Source organism: Pseudomonas psychrophila, from assembly GCF_001043005.1.
Lineage (GTDB): Bacteria > Pseudomonadota > Gammaproteobacteria > Pseudomonadales > Pseudomonadaceae > Aquipseudomonas > Aquipseudomonas psychrophila.
On the sequence record NZ_JYKZ01000001.1, the window covers coordinates 1,001,884 to 1,023,214 of the forward strand.

General features: G+C 56.7%; 18 protein-coding genes. 13 read left to right on the forward strand and 5 right to left on the reverse strand.

Features of this window, described 5'->3' with window-relative positions; genetic code table 11:
* Window positions 1-233 precede the first annotated feature (233 nt).
* The 9 genes from TU76_RS04660 to TU76_RS04700 all read left to right on the forward strand — a co-directional run bounded on the left by TU76_RS04660 (window position 234) and on the right by TU76_RS04700 (window position 12,156).
* The gene (locus TU76_RS04660) at window positions 234-950 is read left to right on the forward strand and encodes an SIMPL domain-containing protein (protein WP_019823885.1); all 717 of its coding nucleotides are present in this window, start codon (window positions 234-236) and stop codon (window positions 948-950) included.
* 416 nt (window positions 951-1,366) lie between these two features.
* Window positions 1,367-2,992, forward strand: coding sequence for an ABC transporter substrate-binding protein (locus TU76_RS04665; protein WP_048351165.1), 1,626 nt, complete (start codon window positions 1,367-1,369; stop codon window positions 2,990-2,992).
* Between the two features lie 299 nt (window positions 2,993-3,291).
* On the forward strand, window positions 3,292-4,890 hold the full coding sequence (locus TU76_RS04670) for an ABC transporter substrate-binding protein (RefSeq protein ID WP_019823888.1): 1,599 nt from the start codon (window positions 3,292-3,294) through the stop codon (window positions 4,888-4,890).
* A 256-nt stretch (window positions 4,891-5,146) separates the two neighbouring features.
* Window positions 5,147-6,511, forward strand: coding sequence for an OprD family porin (locus tag TU76_RS04675; protein WP_048351166.1), 1,365 nt, complete (start codon window positions 5,147-5,149; stop codon window positions 6,509-6,511).
* 88 nt (window positions 6,512-6,599) lie between these two features.
* Entirely contained in the window at window positions 6,600-8,195 is a 1,596-nt protein-coding gene (locus TU76_RS04680; RefSeq protein ID WP_048351167.1) for an ABC transporter substrate-binding protein, read from the forward strand.
* A gap of 75 nt (window positions 8,196-8,270) precedes the next feature.
* Entirely contained in the window at window positions 8,271-9,281 is a 1,011-nt protein-coding gene (locus TU76_RS04685) for an ABC transporter permease subunit (protein WP_019823894.1), read from the forward strand.
* A 10-nt stretch (window positions 9,282-9,291) separates the two neighbouring features.
* On the forward strand, window positions 9,292-10,203 hold the full coding sequence (locus TU76_RS04690; RefSeq protein ID WP_019823896.1) for an ABC transporter permease subunit: 912 nt from the start codon (window positions 9,292-9,294) through the stop codon (window positions 10,201-10,203).
* A 10-nt stretch (window positions 10,204-10,213) separates the two neighbouring features.
* Window positions 10,214-11,182, forward strand: a complete 969-nt coding sequence (locus tag TU76_RS04695; protein WP_048351168.1) for an ABC transporter ATP-binding protein — start codon at window positions 10,214-10,216, stop codon at window positions 11,180-11,182.
* Window positions 11,182-12,156: a peptide ABC transporter ATP-binding protein gene (locus TU76_RS04700; protein WP_019823900.1), complete on the forward strand. Its 975-nt coding sequence runs from the start codon at window positions 11,182-11,184 to the stop codon at window positions 12,154-12,156. Before TU76_RS04695 ends, TU76_RS04700 begins: the two co-directional genes overlap by 1 nt.
* A 44-nt stretch (window positions 12,157-12,200) precedes the next feature.
* Here the strand turns inward: TU76_RS04700 and TU76_RS04705 are convergent, their stop codons facing one another.
* The 5 genes from TU76_RS04705 to TU76_RS04720 form a co-directional block, all read right to left on the reverse strand.
* A complete protein-coding gene (locus tag TU76_RS04705) occupies window positions 12,201-12,503 on the reverse strand; it encodes a hypothetical protein (protein ID WP_048351169.1) in 303 nt (100 codons plus the stop codon).
* A 276-nt stretch (window positions 12,504-12,779) separates the two neighbouring features.
* Window positions 12,780-13,037 (reverse strand): bacteriocin immunity protein, encoded by a 258-nt coding sequence (locus TU76_RS04710; RefSeq protein ID WP_046809757.1) that lies wholly within the window; start codon window positions 13,035-13,037, stop codon window positions 12,780-12,782.
* A gap of 1 nt (window position 13,038) precedes the next feature.
* Window positions 13,039-14,970, reverse strand: a complete 1,932-nt coding sequence (locus TU76_RS04715) for an S-type pyocin domain-containing protein (protein WP_239660158.1) — start codon at window positions 14,968-14,970, stop codon at window positions 13,039-13,041.
* A 57-nt stretch (window positions 14,971-15,027) separates the two neighbouring features.
* Window positions 15,028-15,288, reverse strand: coding sequence for a hypothetical protein (locus tag TU76_RS24595; RefSeq protein WP_082136499.1), 261 nt, complete (start codon window positions 15,286-15,288; stop codon window positions 15,028-15,030).
* Window positions 15,289-15,648: 360 nt separating this feature from the next.
* Complete coding sequence (locus TU76_RS04720; RefSeq protein WP_019823908.1) at window positions 15,649-17,232, reverse strand: peptide chain release factor 3; 1,584 nt, start codon at window positions 17,230-17,232, stop codon at window positions 15,649-15,651.
* Window positions 17,233-17,569: 337 nt separating this feature from the next.
* On the opposite strand from TU76_RS04720, the gene TU76_RS04725 reads away from it, so the two are divergent.
* From TU76_RS04725 to TU76_RS04740, 4 genes are read left to right on the forward strand one after another with little or no spacing between them, the layout of a single operon-like run.
* Window positions 17,570-18,286: an ABC transporter permease gene (locus TU76_RS04725; protein WP_019823910.1), complete on the forward strand. Its 717-nt coding sequence runs from the start codon at window positions 17,570-17,572 to the stop codon at window positions 18,284-18,286.
* Window positions 18,287-18,311: 25 nt separating this feature from the next.
* Complete coding sequence (locus tag TU76_RS04730; RefSeq protein ID WP_019823912.1) at window positions 18,312-19,205, forward strand: glycine betaine ABC transporter substrate-binding protein; 894 nt, start codon at window positions 18,312-18,314, stop codon at window positions 19,203-19,205.
* Between the two features lie 9 nt (window positions 19,206-19,214).
* Window positions 19,215-19,868: an ABC transporter permease gene (locus TU76_RS04735; RefSeq protein ID WP_019823915.1), complete on the forward strand. Its 654-nt coding sequence runs from the start codon at window positions 19,215-19,217 to the stop codon at window positions 19,866-19,868.
* Window positions 19,865-21,022: an osmoprotectant ABC transporter ATP-binding protein OsmV gene (locus TU76_RS04740; protein ID WP_019823916.1), complete on the forward strand. Its 1,158-nt coding sequence runs from the start codon at window positions 19,865-19,867 to the stop codon at window positions 21,020-21,022. Before TU76_RS04735 ends, TU76_RS04740 begins: the two co-directional genes overlap by 4 nt.
* Window positions 21,023-21,331: the final 309 nt, after the last annotated feature.

Genomic DNA, 21,331 nt, shown 5'->3' on the forward strand with positions numbered 1-21,331 from the left:
TTGTGAAAAAGCGGCTAATGGCCTGCATCTGGGCAAACTGTGTGGGAGCGGGCTTGCTCGCGATGGCTTCGATGCGGTCTGGCTGACAGACCCTGGTGCCTGCTTCGCGAGCAAGCCCGCTCCCACAGTGGACAAAGAAGTAGCCGCCAAATGTATCGAAAATGTAATCGGGCGAACTGATGGCCGCTAATTAGAGTCATATAGCCATTATTGTCCTCATTCAAGGAGCTTCCATGTCCAACATTCAACGCACCGCGGCCCTTTTGACCCTGAGCATCGGTGCACTGGCCAGCCTGCCCGCTCTGGCCGAAGACATTCATTACAACCAGATTTCCCTACGCGCCGAAGCGAGCCAGGAAGTCCCCCGCGACTTGATGATCGTGACGCTGTACACCGAAGCGCAAAACACTGATGCCGCCAAGCTGGCCGCAGAAATCACCACCTCCATGAACAAGGCCATCGGCCAGGCCAAGTCCGTCAAGGAAGTGACCTTGCGTCAAGGCAACCGCAACAGCTACCCGATTTACGACAATAAAACCCAGAAGATCACCGGCTGGCGCGAGCGCGCCGAATTGCGCCTGGAAAGCACCGATTTCGCTGCATTGTCCAAGCTCACCGGTGATCTGATGCAAACCCTGAAAATGGGCAGCATGCAATTCACCGTCGCCAAAGCCACTCGTAAAACCAGCGAAGACGCGCTCCTCAAGGATGCCGTAGACGCGTTCAAGGCTCGCGCTCAAATGGCCACCGACGCACTGGGCGGCAAGGGTTACAAAATCGTCAACCTGAACCTCAACACCAATGGTTACCCGCAGCCTTACATGCGTAGCGAGATGATGATGAAAGCCGCAGCGCCTGCGATGGACTCTGCACCAACGCCAGAAGTCGAAGCCGGCACCAGCGAAGTCAGCATGAGCGCCGATGGCGTGATTGAAGTACAGATGCAATAAGCCTTAAACGTCCTACAAACCCCTGAAGCCTTGAGGTTTCAGGGGTTTTTTTATGCCATTCGGAAAACACCTACAGACGGTCCTAATATTAAAAGGCATAGGCCTACAGGCGCTGTCAGCACCGGCTTACATCTTTCCAAGGCGAGAGTCTAGATAAGTAACAACGCTGTACCAAAACAGTGCATGCGCAACGCTTAAGGCTCCAAAGCACGTAAGAAAATGAGTCTAAAAGCCGGACGCAAACGATCAAATGCGTCATAACTTATAGATAAGCGACATTCTTGTACGATCGTTCCACATTTTCAAACTTCAGCCGCCTACACATATTGCATTGGGTATAGGCTGTGCATAAGTATCGCCGGGTCGACTCACAAGGTCGCCCTCAAACCAAAAATGACAAAAATCATGAGGCCACCATGTTCAAACACGCGGTCATTCCGTTTTTAGTAGGCGCCAGCCTGCTGGCAAGCGCACCTTTCGCCCACGCAGCGACCAACCTGGTGTTCTGTTCTGAAGGCAGCCCGGCGGGTTTTGACCCGGGCCAGTACACCACCGGTACTGACTTCGATGCGTCGGCCGAAACCATGTTCAACCGCCTGAGCCAGTTTGAACGTGGCGGCACCAAGGTTGAGCCGGGCCTGGCAACCAGCTGGGATGTCTCGCCCGACAACCTGACGTGGACCTTCCATCTGCGTGATGGCGTCAAGTTCCACACCACGCCGTACTTCAAGCCAACCCGCGACTTCAATGCCGACGACGTGCTCTTCACCTTCAACCGCATGCTCGACATCAACCAGCCGTTCCGTAAGGCCTACCCCACCGAATTCCCTTATTTCACCGACATGGGCATGGATAAAAACATCGCCAAGGTGGAAAAGATCGATGACAAGACCGTTCGCTTCACTCTGAACACGGTCGATGCCGCGTTTATCCAAAACCTGGCCATGAGCTTCGCCTCCATCCAGTCCGCCGAGTACGCCGACAAACTGCTCAAGGAAGGCAAGCCTGCCGATATCAACCAGAAGCCGATCGGCACCGGACCGTTTGTATTCAAGAGCTACCAGAAAGACTCAAACATCCGTTACACCGGCAACAAGGACTACTGGAAGCCTGAAGACGTCAAGATCGACAACCTGATCTTCGCCATCACCACCGACCCGTCGGTGCGCATCCAGAAGCTCAAGAAGAACGAGTGCCAGGTCACCCTCTTCCCGCGCCCGGCTGACCTCAAGGCCCTTGGCGAAGACCCGAACCTGAAGATGCCCCACCAGGCAGGCTTCAACCTGGGTTACATCGCCTACAACGTGATGGACAAGATCAAGGGCAGCAACGAACCCAACCCGATGGCCCAGCTCAAGGTCCGTCAGGCAATGGACATGTCGGTCAACAAGCAGCAAATCATCGACTCGGTGTATCAGGGCGCAGGCCAGCTGGCCGTTGGCGCCATGCCGCCGACCCAATGGTCCTATGACACCAGCATCAAGGACGCACCGTTCGACCCGGTAAAAGCCAAGGAACTGCTCAAGGAAGCAGGGATCAAGGAAGGCACCGAAATCACCCTGTGGGCCATGCCGGTTCAGCGCCCGTACAACCCCAATGCCAAGCTGATGGCTGAAATGCTCCAGTCGGACTGGAGCAAGATCGGCCTCAAGGCCAAGATCATGAGCTACGAATGGGGCGAGTACATCAAGCGTTCCAAGGGCGGTGAGAACGGCGCGATGCTGATTGGCTGGAGCGGCGACAACGGTGACCCGGACAACTGGCTCGGCACCCTGTTCGGCTGCGACTCACTGGAAGGCAACAACTTCTCCAAGTGGTGTGACCCCGAGTTCGACAAGCTGGTGAAGGCCGCCAAGGCCACCACCGATGTTGCTGAGCGCACAAAACTGTATCAACAGGCGCAGCAGCGACTCAAAAGCCAGGTTCCGATGACACCCATCGCACACTCGACGGTGTATCAACCCATGCGCAAGAACGTAGAGGATTTCAAGATCAGCCCGTTTGGCCTGAACTCCTTCTACGGGGTCAGCGTCGGCAAATAAAAGGACCGGTGAATGCGGCTACAAGGTCGCATTCACTCATCTACCAGGACGGTGGAAATCACCTACAGCCTAAAGCCACTTCTGACTACATCAGAGGCTATAGGACGCCAAGACAATTCCTACAAGTTTGTCAGGCCTGACGCATTTACTGCTGTGGACCGACGCCATAACGTCGTCATCCAAACAGTCTATTGCGCCGGGTGCGGCATCGTAGCTGATGAAATCGACGCCCTGAACCGCACGCCTTTACCCAGGGCACGCGCTCAGGACTCAAAAACAAGAAAAGGATAGGGAACGCCATGCGCAACCCTCTGGTTTTATCTGTGTTACTCAGCGCCGGCGTACTTGCCGGCAGCCCGATCGCAAACGCTGCCAACAGCCTGGTGTTTTGCTCCGAAGGCAGCCCGGCCGGTTTTGATACCGCGCAGTACACCACAGCTACCGATAACGACGCGGCCGAACCTATTTACAACCGCCTCGCCGAATTCGAAAAAGGCGGCACCGCCGCAGGCCCGGCACTGGCAAAAAGCTGGGATGTGTCTGAAGACGGCCTGACCTGGACGTTCCACCTGCGCGACGATGTGAAGTTCCACACAACCAAGTGGTTCACCCCTACCCGCAACTTCAACGCCGATGACGTGCTCTTCACCTTCAACCGCATGCTCAACCCCGACCACCCGTTCCGTAAGGCCTACCCGACCGAATTCCCGTATTTCACCGGGATGAGCCTGGACAAGAACATCGCCAGCGTCGAAAAAACCGACCCGCAGACCGTGGTCATGAAACTCAACTCGGTCGACGCCGCCTTTATTCAAAACCTGGCCATGAGCTTCGCCGCCATCCTGTCGGCCGAGTACGCCGATCAGTTGCTCAAGACCGGCAAGCCCAGCGATATCAACCAGAAACCCGTCGGCACCGGCCCATACGTGTTCCAGCGCTATCAAAAAGACTCCAACATCCGTTACGCCGCCAACAAGGACTACTGGGACCCAAGCCAGGTCAAGCTCGACAACCTGATCTTCTCAATCAGCGTCGACGCCTCGGCGCGCATGCAAAAGCTGCGTAAAAACGAGTGCCAGGTCTCGCTGAACCCGCGGCCTGCCGACGTTGCCGGCCTCAAGGCCGACCCGAAATTGCAGGTCATCGAAAAGCCAGGCTTCAACCTCGGCTATATCGCCTACAACGTGCAGCACAAACCGCTTGATCAGTTGCAGGTTCGCCAGGCGCTGGACATGGCCGTCAACAAGGACGAGATCCTCAAGGCCGTCTATCAGGGCGCTGGCCAGAAAGCGGTCAACGCCATGCCGCCAACGCAGTGGTCCTACGACGAGACCATCACCGACACCGCCTACAATCCCGAAAAAGCCAAAGAACTGCTCAAGGCAGCCGGGGTCAAGGACGGCACTGAAATCACCCTGTGGGCCATGCCCGTACAGCGCCCTTACAACCCGAACGCCAAGCTCATGGCCGAGATGCTTCAGTCGGACTGGGCCAAGATCGGGCTCAAGGTCAAGATCGTCAGCTATGAATGGGGCGAGTACATCAAACGCACCAAAAACGGTGAGCATGACATCAGCCTGATTGGCTGGACTGGCGACAACGGTGACCCGGACAACTGGCTCGGCACGCTCTACAGCTGCGACGCGATTGGCGGTAACAACTACTCCATGTGGTGTAACAAGGAGTACGACACGCTGGTCAAGAACGCCAAGATCGTGACCGACCGCGATCAACGCACCGTGCTCTACAAACAGGCCCAGCAGTTGCTCAAGCAACAGGTGCCGATCACTCCCATTGCGCACTCCACGGTCAACCAGCCACTGAGTGCCAAGGTCGAAGGATTCACGGTCAGCCCCTTCGGGCGCAACGCCTTCTCGGGCGTCAGCCTCAACGACTAAACACACCAATAGAACAGTGCCACTGTGGGAGCGAGCCTGCTCGCGAAGTTTTCAAGAGCATCGCGAGCAGGCTCGCTCCCACACCAGAGTCCACAAACAACACCGTTGCATCAGCAGGTCACTTAACCGGTGGCCCGCTCTAGCTTCGCCAATCGTGTACCAAGCAAACGTTTGCAATGCTTTAAGACGTTTCACAACAGCCGAGTCAAAACAAATAAAGACCGGCAATAAAAAAGAAACCAAAGGAGCCCCAACCATGAAAGTCACCAGCAGCACGTTACTAGCCTTGTCCATCAGCAGCCTCGCCGCGATGGCAAATGCCGATGAGTTCATGCCTACCGAACTGAAGGCAACCAGCGCTCAAAGCGAAACCAAGGGTTTTGTCGAAGAGCAGACGCTGGGCGGCACTACCCGCAACTGGTACGCCAATGAACTCAAGCGTCGCGATGATCGCTTCAGCTACAACAACCACGGCACCCGTGAATCCACCCCGCGCCGGATCAACTGGGTACAGGGCACGATCCTCAACTACACCTCGGGCTTCACCGAAGGCACTGTCGGTTTCAGCACCCAGGTAGCGGCTTACAACGCCGTGGCACTGGACCGTGACGCCAAGGACATTGCCGGTCCCAACAACCGGACCCTGACCCACAGCGATGGCGATGCGGTCGGCCAGTGGAGCAAGCTGGGCCTGGCCAATCTCAGCGCCCGCATCTCCAACACCACGCTGACCGTAGGCCGACAGAACTTCAGCAGCCCGACCATCGATGTGATCGGTAACCGTGCACTGCCTTCAAGCTTTCAAGGGGTGGGCTTGCACAGCGAAGAGTTCAACAACTTGTCCTTCGATGCAGGCTCCTTTGACCGCGTATCCCCACGTACAGAAGCAAGCCTGAGCAAGTTCCGCAGCGAGTACGGCGCCACCGGCGTCGAAACCGATCGCGCCAGCGTTGCAGGCCTCAACTACCAGCCGTTTAAAAGCCTGAAAACCACGCTTTACGCGACCCACGTTGAAGACTTCTGGAACCAGTACTACTTCGGTGCAGTGCACGACATGGGCGACAACGCCACGCTCGGCCTGAACACTAACTTCAACTACTACAAGACCCTCGACACCGGCAGCAAGGCCCTGGGCAACATTAACAACGACACCTTCAGCCTGGCCTTCGGCCTGAGTCATCTGGCTCATACCGTGACACTGTCGTATCAGCAAGTCAGCGGCGACGAATACTTCGATTACCTGCACGAAACCAACGGTATCTACCTGGCCAACTCCCTGCTCTCGGACTTCAACGGCCCGAACGAAAAGTCGCTGCAACTGGCCTACAGCATCAACATGGCGCAGTACGGTATTCCGGGCCTGAAGTTCAACGCTTACCACGCTCGTGGCTGGGACATTGACGGTACCAATTACAAAGGCACCGCTTACGACGTGAAGAACATGGACGGCGAAGATCACTCCGGATACAGCATTGGCACGTCGTATGCAGTTCAGAGCGGCCCACTGAAAGCCACCGCGATTCGCGCCACTTACACCACGCACCGTGCCAGCAAAAACCAGTCTGACGGCAACATCAACGAGTTCCGCCTGGTGACCACCATTCCATTCAACATTCTGTAACGCCCATAACACACCCAAAGATCGCGGCTGATTCGACGAATCAGCCGTAGTCGTTACGCAGGCTTACCCCATTCTGGAGAGGGTTGATATGAAAAGACTTCCACTACGCACCGCCCTGGCCGTGGCGCTGCTGAGCACAACGGTCAGTGTGTGCGCCAAGAACCTGGTGGTCTGCACTGAAGCCAGCCCTGAAGGGTTCGACATCGCCCAATTCACCGCTGCCGTCACCGCCGATGCATCGGCTGAAACCATACTCAACCGCCTGGCCGACTTTGCACCCGGCACGACGGATGTGGAGCCAGCCCTGGCGGAACGCTGGGACATCAGCCCCGACGGGCTTGAATACACCTTTTACCTGCGCCCCGGCGTTAAGTTTCACACCACCGAATATTTCAAACCGACGCGAACCCTGAATGCCGACGATGTGGTCTGGAGTTTTCAGCGCCAGCTGGACCCGAATCACCCGTGGCACGCACTTTCGCTGGTCGGTTATCCCTACTTTGAAAGCATGGGCTTCAAAGACCTGCTCAAAAGCGTCGAGAAAATTGACGATCTGACGGTAAAAATCACCCTCAACCACCCTGAAGCGCCGTTCTTGCGTGACGTGGCGATGCCCTTCACGTCCATCTACTCCGCTGAGTACGCCGACCAGTTGCTCAAGTCAGGCAAAACAGCAGACCTGAACAACAAGCCCATCGGCACCGGCCCGTTTATCTTCGTGCGCTACAACAAAGATGCCCAGGTACGCTTCAAGGCCAATCCGGACTACTTCCGCGGCAAGCCACCGAGCGATGCGCTGATTTTCGCCATCACCACCGACAGCAACGTACGCCTGCAAAAACTCAAGGCCAACGAATGCCAGATCGCGCTGTACCCCAAACCCGATGACGTCAAAAACATCCGCAAAGACCCTAACCTCAAGGTCGATGAACTGGCGGCCCTCATGACCAGCTATATCGCCATCAACTCCAGCCACAAGTACCTGGGCGATGTACGCGTGCGCAAAGCCATCGACATGGCCTTCGACAAGCAGACGTACCTCAACACCGTGCACGGCGAAGGCAATGCGCTGATAGCGATCAACCCGTACCCGCCCACCATGCTTGGCTACAACACCCGCATCCAGAACCCGCCCCGGGACCTGGACAAGGCGCGGGCGCTGCTCAAGGAAGCCGGTGTGCCCGAGGGCACCGTACTGACTCTGTTTACCCGTAACGGTGGCGGCCCGACCAACCCTAACCCGATGCTGGGCGCGCAGTTGCTGCAGTCGGACCTGCAGAAGATCGGCCTAAAACTGGATATCCGGGTCATGGAATGGGGCGAAATGCTCAAGCGCGCCAAAAGTGGCGAGCATGATCTGGTCTCTACCGGATGGGGGGGCGATAACGGGGATCCGGATAACTTCCTGACCCCGCTGCTCAGCTGCGAGGCGGCCAAGAACGGCGAAAACTATGCACGCTGGTGCAACAAGGATTTCGAAGCCTTGATCACCCGGGCGCGCAGCATCACTGAACCCTCACAACGCGCAGAACTCTATCAACAGGCACAGATGATTTTTAATCAGGATCAACCCTGGATAAACGTGGCCCATCCTATGCTGTTTACTGCGATGCGCAAAAATGTCGAGGGCTATACGCTGAGTCCACTGACCAACAACAACTTCGCCACAACCCAGGTGAAGTAGAACAATAAAAAACCCGCCAGGGTTTACCTGAACCCTGGCGGACTTGCCTAACCGGCTGATAAGGAACACCACACGATGTTTAGTTTTATTGCCCGCCGAGTAGGGTTGTTGATACCCACCTTCTTCGGCATCACCTTGCTCACCTTTGCACTCATTCGCATGATCCCGGGTGACCCGGTCGAAGTCATGATGGGTGAGCGTCGGGTAGACCCTGAAATGCACGCTCAGGCCATGGAGCGCCTGGGTCTGAACAAGCCCCTTTATGAGCAGTACATCGACTACGTCACCAAGCTCGCCCATGGTGATCTTGGCGAGTCATTGCGCACCCGCGAAAGCGTGTGGAGCGAGTTCGCGGCACTGTTCCCCGCCACTCTAGAGCTGGCCGCCGCCGCGTTACTGTTCGCCGGTATCCTTGGGTTGCTGGCCGGGGTTATCGCAGCACTCAAGCGAGGCTCATTGTTTGACCATGGGGTGATGGGTATCTCCCTGGCGGGTTATTCGATGCCGATCTTCTGGTGGGGCCTGATCCTGATCATGTTCTTCTCCGTAGGCCTGGGGTGGACGCCCGTGTCCGGACGTATCGATCTCTTGTACGACATAGAGCCCAAGACCGGCTTCATGCTGATCGACACCCTGCTCAGCGACCAGCCCGAAGCTTTCTGGGATGCACTGCACCACATGATTCTGCCGGCCATTGTGCTGGGCACCATCCCGCTGGCTGTAATCGCGCGGATGACCCGTTCATCGATGCTCGAAGTGCTGCGCGAAGACTACATCCGCACCGCCCGCGCCAAAGGCCTGTCCCCGGCTCGCGTGGTGTTCGTGCACGGCCTGCGCAACGCCCTGATCCCGGTACTGACCGTGGTCGGCCTGCAAGTCGGTACCCTGCTGGCCGGTGCCGTGCTGACCGAAACCATCTTCTCGTGGCCCGGTATCGGTAAATGGCTGATCGAAGCCATCGGTGCCCGGGACTATCCCGTGGTGCAAAACGGCATCCTGCTAATCGCCTGCCTGGTGATTCTGGTCAACTTCGTAGTGGACATCCTCTACGGCTTTGCCAACCCACGCATCCGTCACCAGCGCTGAGATCCTGACCATGAGCACTTCTCCAAGCACTACCGAACTGGATCAAAGCCTGCTTTATCCATCGCCTTACAAAGAATTCTGGCATGCCTTCTCCAGAAACAAGGGCGCCGTAGCGGGCCTGATCTTCATGAGCATCATCGTGTTCTGCGCGATCTTTGCGCCGTGGGTTGCCCCCCATAACCCGAGTGAGCAATACCGCGACTTCCTGCTGACCCCACCGGTCTGGCTTGAAGGCGGTCAGTGGCAGTTTCTGCTCGGGACCGACGAACTGGGCCGTGACCTGCTGTCACGTTTGATTGAAGGTTCGCGCCTGTCGCTGCTGATCGGTTTGTCGTCCGTGGTGATCTCCCTGATCCCGGGCGTGATCCTGGGTCTGTTTGCCGGATTTTTCCCGCGCATCCTCGGCCCTGGCATCATGCGGTTGATGGACATCATGCTGGCCCTGCCGTCCTTGCTGCTGGCCGTGGCGATTGTTGCCATCCTCGGCCCTGGCCTGATCAACACCGTCATCGCCATTGCCGTGGTTTCGTTACCCTCTTATGTGCGACTGACCCGTGCCGCCGTCATGGGCGAACTGAACCGCGACTACGTGACCGCTGCCCGCCTGGCCGGCGCCAGCTTGCCACGCCTGATGTTCATCACCGTGCTGCCCAACTGCATGGCACCGTTGATCGTTCAGGCCACCTTGAGCTTCTCCTCGGCGATTCTCGATGCTGCGGCATTGGGTTTCCTGGGCCTTGGCGTACAACCGCCAACCCCTGAGTGGGGCACCATGCTGGCATCAGCCCGTGACTACATCGAACGTGCGTGGTGGGTCGTAAGCCTGCCCGGCTTGACCATTTTGCTCAGCGTGCTGGCAATCAACCTGATGGGCGACGGTCTGCGCGATGCGCTGGACCCGAAACTCAAGAACGCCGCCTGAGGAGATTCCCATGTCACTGTTAGAAATCAAGAATCTCAACGTCCGCTTTGGCGACTCAACGGCCGTGCCGGTGGTTGATGGCCTGAGTCTGTCTGTGGATAAAGGCGAAGTTCTGGCCATTGTTGGCGAATCGGGTTCCGGCAAATCGGTCACCATGATGGCGCTGATGGGCCTGATCGAGCACCCCGGCATCGTGACCGCCGACGCGCTGAACTTCGACGGCAAGAACATGCTGACCCTCAGCGCCCGTCAACGCCGGCAAATCGTCGGTAAAGACATGGCAATGGTCTTTCAAGACCCGATGCCCGCGCTGAACCCCAGCTACACCGTGGGTTTCCAGATTGAAGAGGTGCTGCGCCTGCACCTGAAGATGTCGAAAAAAGAAGCCCGCAAACGGGCCATCGAGCTGCTGGAAAAAGTCGAAATCCCTGGCGCCGCCAGCCGCATGGACGCTTACCCGCACCAGTTGTCGGGCGGCATGAGCCAACGCGTGGCCATTGCCATGGCCATTGCAGGCGAACCCAAACTGCTGATCGCTGACGAACCGACCACCGCGCTTGACGTGACCATCCAGGCCCAGATCATGGAGTTGCTGCTCAACCTGCAGCGCGAGCAAAACATGGGCCTGGTACTGATCACTCACGACCTGGCCGTGGTCGCCGAAACCGCCCAGCGAGTGTGCGTGATGTACGCCGGCCAAGCGGTTGAAGTCGGCAACGTGCCGGGGCTGTTTGACGTACCGGCGCACCCGTACAGCGAAGCCCTGCTGGCCGCGATCCCGGAACACAGCATGGGCGCCGCACGCCTGGCCACCTTGCCCGGCATCGTGCCGGGGCGTTACGACCGGCCTCAAGGCTGCCTGTTGTCGCCGCGCTGCCCCTACGTACAAGAACAATGCCGTCAACAACGTCCTGTGCTGGAGCAAAAGGCTCACAGCCAGGTGCGCTGCTTCTTCCCCTTGAATCAGGAGGTGGCGTAATGACTGTTGTTCTTACCGCCCGCGACCTAACCCGTCACTACGAAGTATCCCGCGGCCTGTTCAAAGGCCATGCACTGGTGCGCGCACTCAACGGTGTGTCGTTTGAACTTGAAGCCGGCAAAACCCTGGCCGTGGTGGGTGAATCTGGCTGTGGCAAGTCCACCCTGGCCCGCGCCCTGACCCTGATCGAAGAGCCATCCTCCGGCTCATTGAAAATTGCCGGTCAAGAAGTCACGGGGGCCAACAAGGCCGAGCGCAAGCAACTGCGCAAAGACGTGCAGATGGTGTTCCAGAGCCCATACGCCTCGCTCAACCCGCGGCAAAAAGTGGGTGATCAACTGGCTGAGCCGCTGCTGATCAACACCAACCTGAGCGCCAGCGAACGTCGCGAAAAAGTGCAGGCCATGATGAAGCAGGTCGGTTTGCGCCCTGAGCATTACCATCGCTATCCGCACATGTTCTCGGGTGGCCAGCGCCAGCGGATTGCCCTGGCACGGGCCATGATGCTGCAACCCAAAGTGCTGGTGGCGGACGAACCGACGTCTGCGCTGGACGTATCGATCCAGGCGCAAGTGCTCAACCTGTTCATGGACCTGCAGCAGGAATTCAACACTGCGTATGTGTTCATCTCGCACAACCTGGCAGTGGTGCGGCATGTGGCGGACACGGTATTGGTGATGTACCTGGGTCGCCCGGTAGAAATGGGTCCCAAGGAAGAGATCTATACCCGCCCGTTGCACCCCTACACCCAGGCATTGCTTTCGGCGACCCCGACCATCCACCCGGATCCGGACAAGCCGAAGATCAAGATTGTTGGCGAACTGCCCAACCCGCTGAATCCGCCATCAGGCTGTGCTTTCCACAAGCGCTGCCCGTACGCGACCCAGGTGTGCAGCACTGACGAACCGGCCTTGCGCCTGCTCGACAACCGCCAGGTCGCCTGCCACCACGCGGAGCAGTTTCTAACTGACTGACGCTTATGTGGGAGCGGGCTTGCTCGCTCCCACCGTTCAAAAAACTACGCCTGGCTATCGCCTTCATCGCCCTCTTCACCGTCATCGCCGTTATCACCGCTGCTACCGCCATCCGCGCCGCCGTCACCATCGGTCTGGTCGTCATCCCCCGAACTGCCGCCCTGCCCCTGATCACCCGGCTCCGAGTCCGATTTGTAGAGCGCATGAATCGTCGGCCCCGGCACGCCTGTTGCCGAAAATCCTGCCCCGGCACTGCTCAGCGGATTGCTCGCCCATGCCGCAGAAGCACTCACCGCCAGCAACACCAGCACTTTGAGCAACAACACAATGCGTTGAAAAAGCTTCATGGCGATTTCCATCCTGTTGTGGGAAAAACACCCTTTAAACCTAGTTCGCCCCCTTCAGCTTTTCCAGAAACACGCAGGTTGCGATATACCCATTCGGAGTTACGCAGCCGCGTTTATCGATACTTTGTGGCGGGGCTTCTCCCCCTTGTAGCCGTGTATTCACTACCTGGGAAGTGAGCGTTAGGTCATCAAATCAAGTTAATCCTCACGGAGGTTTAGCCAATAAAAAGCTCAGCCATTCAAGAATACTGAATGGCTGAGCCTGATAAAGAGCAATTAAGCAGATTTGAAGCCGGGCTTACCGTTGGCGGCTCGCCACTCTTTAATTTTGCCAAGAATTGCTTCTGGAGTAGCTTCTTGATCAGACGGCGCGTAATAAATCAAATCGGACCCATCTGGATGTTCTGTCACAGACTCAAACTCTAAAACAGCATCCACTTGCTCTTTTTCAGTTAGAAAACCTGCATCGCAGATTTTTTTGAGAAAAAGCAAAAATTCCGCCTCTGTGTAATCTTCCAATTTTTTAAAGCTCATATCACTTGTCCTCCGTGTGTATTTGGCCGTGTCGCTTTGGCGTTACAATCCGTACGTTATCAATATCGAACACCTGACCACCTTTTGACACATGAGTGACGTGGTGAAGCTCGAATTTTATTTTTCCTCCAACCCGATCTCCCTTTCGAACAAATGGAGAGCGCCCTTTTTTCATTTCAGAAATATTGTTGCTTATAAATTGCTTTGCAAGTTCAGGATCATTGGCTGCAGCCCTCCAAAACGCCTCTCGAAACGCCCTGAAGTTCTTAAACTCCCTGCCTCGAAGCTGATCGGCAATCTGCGACGGAACGGGAGCCCCTTCACCTTGCGCCGCATCCCCTAACCAGATTCCAGTCACCGGTTGCCCCACACCCGTTGCCACCCCGGCATCCTCCCGGGGGTCTCTGAACATCACATACAGCGGCGGTAGACCGGAGCCCGCCGGGAATACCGTGATGAAGTCATCAAAGCCGGCTTCAGCAAGCCCTGGAAAAGCGTCAATCCTGCCCACAACCGGCGTTACCGTGGCGCCAGTGTAGACCGTTGGCGCAGGTTGCTCAGCGGGGGAAGTGGTTGAGCTGTTCCCCGGATCGACGATAGGTGTCCATGTCAAAGTTCTCGCTGGCACGTCATCAGTCGTGACGCTATATACGTTCTGCTCAGGGCTAAACGTGGCAACCACCACCCTGACTTTCGACGGAACAGTTACGTCATCGGTTTTAGCGACGAAAACTTCTGATTGCCCATCGGCAGCTGTTTTTGAACTGATACGCACAGGCAGATCAACAGTGCCACTGGCGGCAGCGACAGCCGATAAATCCTGACCGAGCGCAGGAGCCAGGTCCGACAACGGCATGCTAAAAGCATAACGCTCAGGCAGCTCCCCATTAGCCAGCTTGGGCGAATACACCAAAGCAGACACACCGACCAAAAGCCCCGAAGCCGTACCCGCCGCCAAGCTTCCCAACGCAGCAACTGCAGAGCGGATAGCCGCTTGCAGGGTAACTGCCGCTGCATCAATAACCGCGACGGTTCCCGCTGAAGTCATAAACAGGGGGCTTGTCGCTGACGAGGCGCCTGGGGCACGAAACGTATTGGCTATACGGATAGTGTGTTCAGCCTGCCTTGCCCGCTCAGCCAAACTGCCAAAAGCATTTGCGGTTAACGTGAGATACCTGGCTGACTCCGTCTTCAGTAAAGCATCGTGATAACTCAGCCACTTAACCCCCAACTTAGTATGGGTTTGCAAGGATACCAACTCGTTGAGCGCCTCCAACTCGGGCTTGCTCAAGGGGGCCTTGATTTTCGGGTTCTCTGCAGGATAGTGAAATGTGATTCCGCCCCTGCTGATTGGCGGGGGCGCATAAACAGGATTGATTTCGGCGATTTTAGACGCGGCCATGCCCTCTAGCGTCTGCGTGAAATGGTTCAACGCTTCAGAAGCAGTCATACCCTTCACAGAGCCCGCAGCAGTGGCAAACTCTATGTGGAGAAACTCCGGCAGTTGCTGAGCATGAATATCCTGTTCACGGGTGATGATGTCCATTCGCTGATAAGCAACTGCGTCATTGGCAGCCCCCTGCACGTGCTCTACTTGCAGCGCCAAATCAGCAAGCTTGCCCGCAAGAAAAGTGGTGGAAAGCGAAAGCGCTTTGAGCTCCATAGCCGACTGATAAACATGATCAAACTGGGCGAACAGCGCCATAAGCACTTCACGAGGGTTGTTGCCGTTATTACTGTTAAAAAAATCGTTTATTTTATTGCTCGACAGCAATGTCATTAAAAAATAAGGACTTTGGCCATAAAGCCCGTATATCTCAGGCGCAAGGGCTATGGACTGTTGCCTCTTGGACTCAATAAGTTCCAAGGTAACGTGTTGATCTGTTACCGCTGACTCCGCAGCCCCCAGAGCCTGAGCACCGCTGGCCAGCAATTTTTTTTCTTGCAGCTCCCGAGCAATATCACCTAAGAGACTATTGAATCGCGCACCCTAGTCGTGATCAATGGCCGCCTGATTATGGATTTGTTCATTCATGAGTTCCGCTACAACATTGGGCTTTGCAACTTCACGGATATTGCTCGGTCCTCCCTCTCCTCTACGCGACCCTTCGTTCAATCCCCATGTGTTGTACCCACCACCAAACTTAATTTCAGATTCCCATTTCCCCACAATGGGATAGGGCGCCAATTCGTATGAACCGGGACCAATTTTTCTGTGAGGCCCCAAGTATTTATCCACTTCATTAGGCATTAATATGAACTCCTCTCATTGTAAACACTTACAAAACACGCTCTCTTGATAAGACCAATGAGTGTATTTACGAGTGTTCTGCACACAAATTTAAGAGATACACCTCAATCCCAAAGCAGGCATCTTTAAACAGCGAGAGAAACTTCCTATAACTTTGTAGACGCTGCCGCAGGCTGCGATAAGGACCGCAGGGCCTTGGAAAACGACAATTGTGGGAGCGAGCCTGCTCGCGAAGGTCGTTCGCGAGCAGGCTCGCTCCCACAAAAGGGCTTGACCTAAAACAGCGTATCTACAGAGCCGCGGCCATAAAAAAAGCGAAGCCCAAGGGCTTCGCTTTTTTTCAACCAGACGCCTTAGCGCTTAGTGGTGCTCACGGGTCGCACGGAACTTCACATCCGGCCAGCGCTCTTCCATCAACGCCAGGTTGACGCGTGTCGGCGCCAGGTAGGTCAGGTGACCACCGCCATCAATGGCCAGGTTTTCCACAGCCTTGATCTTGAACTCTTCGAGCTTTTTCTTATCGCTGCAATCGATCCAGCGTGCCGACCAAACGGTGATCGGCTCGTAGGAGCATTCCACTTTGTATTCGCCTTTCAAGCGGCTCGCGACCACATCGAACTGCAACACACCCACAGCGCCCAGGATGATGTCGTTGCTGCGCTCCGGGAAGAACACCTGAGTGGCGCCCTCTTCGGCCAACTGCTGCAGACCCTGACGCAGTTGCTTGGACTTGAGCGGATCGCGCAGACGAACGCGACGGAACAATTCCGGGGCGAAGTGCGGGATACCGGTAAAGCTCAGGCTCTCGCCTTCGGTAAAGGTGTCACCGATCTGGATGGTGCCGTGGTTGTGCAAACCGATGATGTCGCCCGCAAACGCTTCTTCGAGCTGTTCACGCTCCGAGGAGAAGAAGGTCAACGCGTCGCCGATTCGTACGTCCTTGCCGGTACGCACGTGGCGCATTTTCATGCCCTTTTCGTACTTGCCCGAGCAAATGCGCATAAAGGCGATACGGTCGCGGTGTTTTGGGTCCATGTTTGCCTGGATCTTGAACACGAAACCGGTGAATTTCTCCTCTACCGGCTCAACCGTGCGCTCGTTGGCAACGCGGGCCAATGGCTTGGGCGCCCAATTCACGACGGCATCGAGCACGTGGTCGACACCAAAGTTGCCCAATGCCGTACCGAAGAACACCGGCGTCAGCTGGCCATCGAGGAACTCCTGCTGGTTGAATTCATGGCAGGCGCCCTGAACCAGTTCCAGTTGATCGACGAAGCGCTGGTACTCGTCACCCAAGTGGGCGCGGGCTTCATCGGAATCGAGTTTTTCGATGATTTTGGTTTCGGTGCGCTCATGACCGTGACCGGCGGTGTAGACGATGATGTAGTCGTCTGCCAGGTGGTAAACACCCTTGAAGTCACGGTAGCAACCAATCGGCCAGGTGATCGGCGCCGCCTTGATTTTCAAGACTGCCTCGATCTCGTCCAGCAGCTCGATCGGATCACGAATGTCGCGGTCGAGTTTGTTGATAAAGCTGACGATGGGCGTGTCACGCAGACGGCAGACGTCCATCAGGGCGATGGTCCGTGGCTCAACGCCCTTACCGCCATCGAGCACCATCAGGGCCGAGTCGACCGCGGTCAGTGTGCGGTAGGTGTCTTCGGAGAAATCTTCGTGGCCCGGGGTGTCGAGCAGGTTGATCATGTGGTCGCGATACGGGAACTGCATGACCGACGTGGTAATCGAAATACCCCGTTGCTTCTCCATTTCCATCCAGTCGGAGGTGGCATGGCGGTCGGACTTTCGCGATTTCACCGTACCGGCGACAGCAATCGCCTTACCCATCAGCAAGAGCTTTTCGGTGATGGTGGTCTTACCCGCATCGGGGTGGGAAATAATGGCGAAAGTGCGGCGTTTCGCGACTTCGGCGGCCTGGTTGGTCATGGGAAATCGCCTGACGATTGATTCAAAAAAGGGCGCGGATTATAGCCTAAAACCGGTAGTTACAGCCACCGTTGGTACCTTGGCTCGTCGGACAAGGGTGGCAATGTGCCGTAAATAATGTGAACCTTTTGAGCAGTGGAGGCGTCCACTCTCCTGATACGACAAACCGTCAGGGGCTGAAATATCAGCAAGTTAGCCTGACGAGGCTGCGCTAATGACAGGTGATGAGGGCGCTTTTCGCCACCACCTGTTGCTCTTCGCGAACACATTGTCGGCAGCCAGGAATGGTAATGCCACGCGACGATGTGTTCGCCGACTGAAAAAAAGGAGTCCGTCTGTGGCAAATCGCTATGGAAAAGGGCTTATTGGAGGTGCGGTTGTTATCGCGCTCCTGGCCCTGTTGGTCCACTGGATCGGCATCAGCACTATCGAACACTATCAAGATGATTTGTTGTTCTACCTGCAAGCCCATCTGTACCTGGTACTCGCTTCAATGCTCGCCGCCCTCCTGGTAGGGATACCCGCTGGCATTTTCCTCAGCCGACCGAGTATGGCCGGACGTGCGGAACGCTTCATGCAAGTCTTCAACATCGGCAACACCGTCCCTCCGTTGGCCGTACTGGCCATTGCCCTGGGCTTTCTGGGGATTGGTAGCGGTCCTGCCATCTTCGCCCTGTTTCTCGCCTCGTTGCTGCCCATCGTGCGCAACACCTATGAAGGCTTGAAAAACGTACAGGGTTCGCTCAAGGAAGCTGCCGTCGGCATCGGCATGACCCCGCGCCAAGTGCTGTGGAGAGTCGAATTGCCCAACGCCGTGCCCATCATCATGGGCGGTGTACGGGTCGCACTGGCGATCAACGTCGGTACGGCACCCCTGGCGTTCCTGATCGGCGCCAATAGCCTGGGCAGCCTGATTTTCCCCGGCATTGCCCTTAACAATCAGCCGCAACTGATCCTCGGCGCCGCCTGTACTGCGCTGCTGGCATTGCTGCTCGACGGACTGGTGATACTGATCAGCCGCCGGTGGTTGGAACGCGGTCTGCGACCTGTTTAAGGTCTGGCTGAGCAAAGGAATACCCATGAAAAAAATTAGCTTCTTATTAGGCTGCATCCTGCTGTGTGCAGGAATTGTCCAAGCCGCTGAAAAACCCTTGATTCGCATTGGGGCGCGGGTGTTTACCGAGCAAACCCTGCTCGCTGAAATCACCGCGCAATACCTCAAAAGCAAGGGCTACAACACTCAAGTGACAGGTGGACTGGGCAGTAGCCTGGCGCGCAGTGCCCAGGAATCCGGGCAACTGGACTTGATCTGGGAGTACACCGGGGTGTCACTGGTGGCTTACAACCACGTGACTGAAAAACTCGATAGCCAGCAATCCTTCGACCGGGTTAAAGAACTCGACGCGAAAAAGGGACTGGTCTGGCTGCACCCGTCCAAGTTCAGCAACACCTATGCCCTGGCGTTGCCAGAAAACGTGGCCAAGCAGTTCCCTGACGTCAACAGCATCAGCGATCTGAATAAAGTGCTGCGTGAACCTGATAACCAGAACGAGCTGGTGGCACTGGATACCGAGTTCGCCAACCGCTCTGACGGTTTGCTGGGCATGGTCGAGCTCTACGACATGGACCTGACGCGCCGCAACATTCGTCAAATGGACGCGGGCCTGGTCTACACGGCCTTGAAAAACGGTCAGGTGTTTGCCGGTCTGGTGTACACCACTGACGGTCGCTTGAGTGCCTTCAACCTCAAGCTGCTGGACGATGACCTGCATTACTTCCCGGACTACACCGCCGCACCCGTCGTGAGCAAAGCCTACCTTGATGCCCACCCGGATCTGGAAGCGCTGCTCAAGCCGCTGGCTGAACTGTTTGACGACGAAACCATGCGCCAGCTCAACGCGCGGGTCGACGTGAACCACGAAAGCCCTTCCACGGTGGCCGCAGATTTCCTGCGCCAGCATCCACTCAACTAAGGAAAAGACATGGAATTTTTAAACGCCTTTTCCCATATGGACTGGTCGCTGGTCCTGCATCTGACCTTGCAACACATCAGCCTGGTCGGCATCGCCGTGATTCTGGCGATCCTGATCGGCGTGCCGTTGGGTGTGCTGATGACACGCTTCCCGACACTGGCCGGCCCCCTGCAAGCCAGCGCCACGGTGCTGCTGACCATTCCATCCATTGCCCTGTTTGGCCTGCTGCTGCCGTTTTACTCCAAGTTCGGCCAGGGCCTGGGCCCGATGCCGGCCATCACTGCCGTGTTCCTGTATTCACTGCTGCCCATCATGCGCAACACCTTCCTCGCCCTCACCGGTGTTGAGCCGGGTATTCGCGAAGCGGCACGGGGCATCGGCATGACCTTCGGCCAGCGCCTGCGCATGGTTGAACTGCCCATTGCGGTACCTGTGATTCTCGCCGGCGTGCGCACCGCCGTGGTGATGAACATCGGTGTCATGACCATCGCCGCCACCATCGGTGCTGGCGGTCTGGGTGTACTTATTCTTGCTGCAATCAGCCGTAGCGACATGTCGATGCTGATCGTCGGCGCCGTGTTGGTCAGTATTCTGGCCATCATCGCTGACCTGCTTCTGCAATGGCTGCAACGCTCGCTGACTCCAAAAGGACTGCTCAAATGATCGAACTTCAAAACCTCAGCAAAACGTTCCAAAGCAACGGCAAAGACGTAAAAGCCGTGGACTCGGTAAGCCTGACCGTCAACGAAGGCGAAATCTGTGTGTTCCTCGGGCCTTCGGGTTGCGGTAAAAGCACCACGCTGAAAATGATCAACCGCCTGATCAAGCCTACGTCCGGCAAGATCCTGATCAATGGCGAAGACACCACCGACCTCGATCCGGTGACCCTGCGCCGCAATATCGGTTATGTGATCCAGCAGATCGGTCTGTTCCCGAACATGACCATCGAGGAAAACATCACCGTCGTTCCGCGCCTGCTGGGCTGGGACAAGCAAAAGTGCCATGACCGTGCCCGCGAACTGATGAGCATGATCAAGCTTGAACCCAAGCAGTATCTCAACCGTTATCCGCGAGAGTTGTCGGGCGGTCAGCAGCAACGGATCGGGGTGATTCGCGCCTTGGCCGCTGACGCACCGCTGCTATTAATGGACGAACCCTTTGGCGCCGTTGACCCGATCAACCGCGAGATGATCCAGAACGAATTCTTCGAGATGCAGCGGGCACTGAACAAGACCGTAATCATGGTCAGCCATGACATCGACGAAGCCATCAAGCTGGGCGACAAAATTGCGATCTTCCGTGGCGGCAAGTTGTTGCAGATGGATCATCCGGACACCCTGCTCGCCCACCCGGCCGATGATTTTGTCAGCAACTTCGTGGGCCAGGACAGCACGCTCAAGCGCCTGCTGCTGGTCAAGGCAGAAGACGCAGCGGACAACGCGCCGTCGGTCAGCCCTGAAACGCCAGTGGCTGAAGCACTGGAACTGATGGACGAACTCGACCGTCGTTATGTCGTCGTGACCTGCGCCGACAACAAGGCCCTGGGCTATGTGCGTCGTCGAGACTTGCACCGCCAGACCGGTACGTGCGGCCAGTACCTGCGCGAGTTCACCGCCACTGCTGCATCGGATGAGCATTTGCGCATCCTGCTGTCACGCATGTATGAGTTCAACCGTTCGTGGTTGCCGGTAATGGACCCCGAGCGTGTGTTCCAGGGTGAAGTGACGCAAGAGTCGATTGCAGCTTACCTGAGCTCGGGCCGCTCCCGTGGTGCCAAGACCAGCATTGTATCCCCGGCCGATATCGCGCTGGCTTAAGAGCTGCTGGAGCGGGCTTGCTCGCGATACTGGCGACTCGATTACTCTGCTTGACCGCGCTGATGCCACCGCGGGCAAGCCACGCTCCCACAAGGACGAAAGCCCCTGTGGGAGCGGGCTTGCTCGCGACACTGGCGACTCAGTCACTCTGTTTACCCGCCCTTGCGGCCCCCGTAAAAGCGCTGCGTGCGAACTCCCCAGTGTCACAAAGGTCGGTTACTTAAATAGCTGTCAGTGTGCCCACGACGAACGCGTACAAAAACGCGACATTTTTTGTTGATCTCAACGCACTCACGCCCTAAAGTTCGC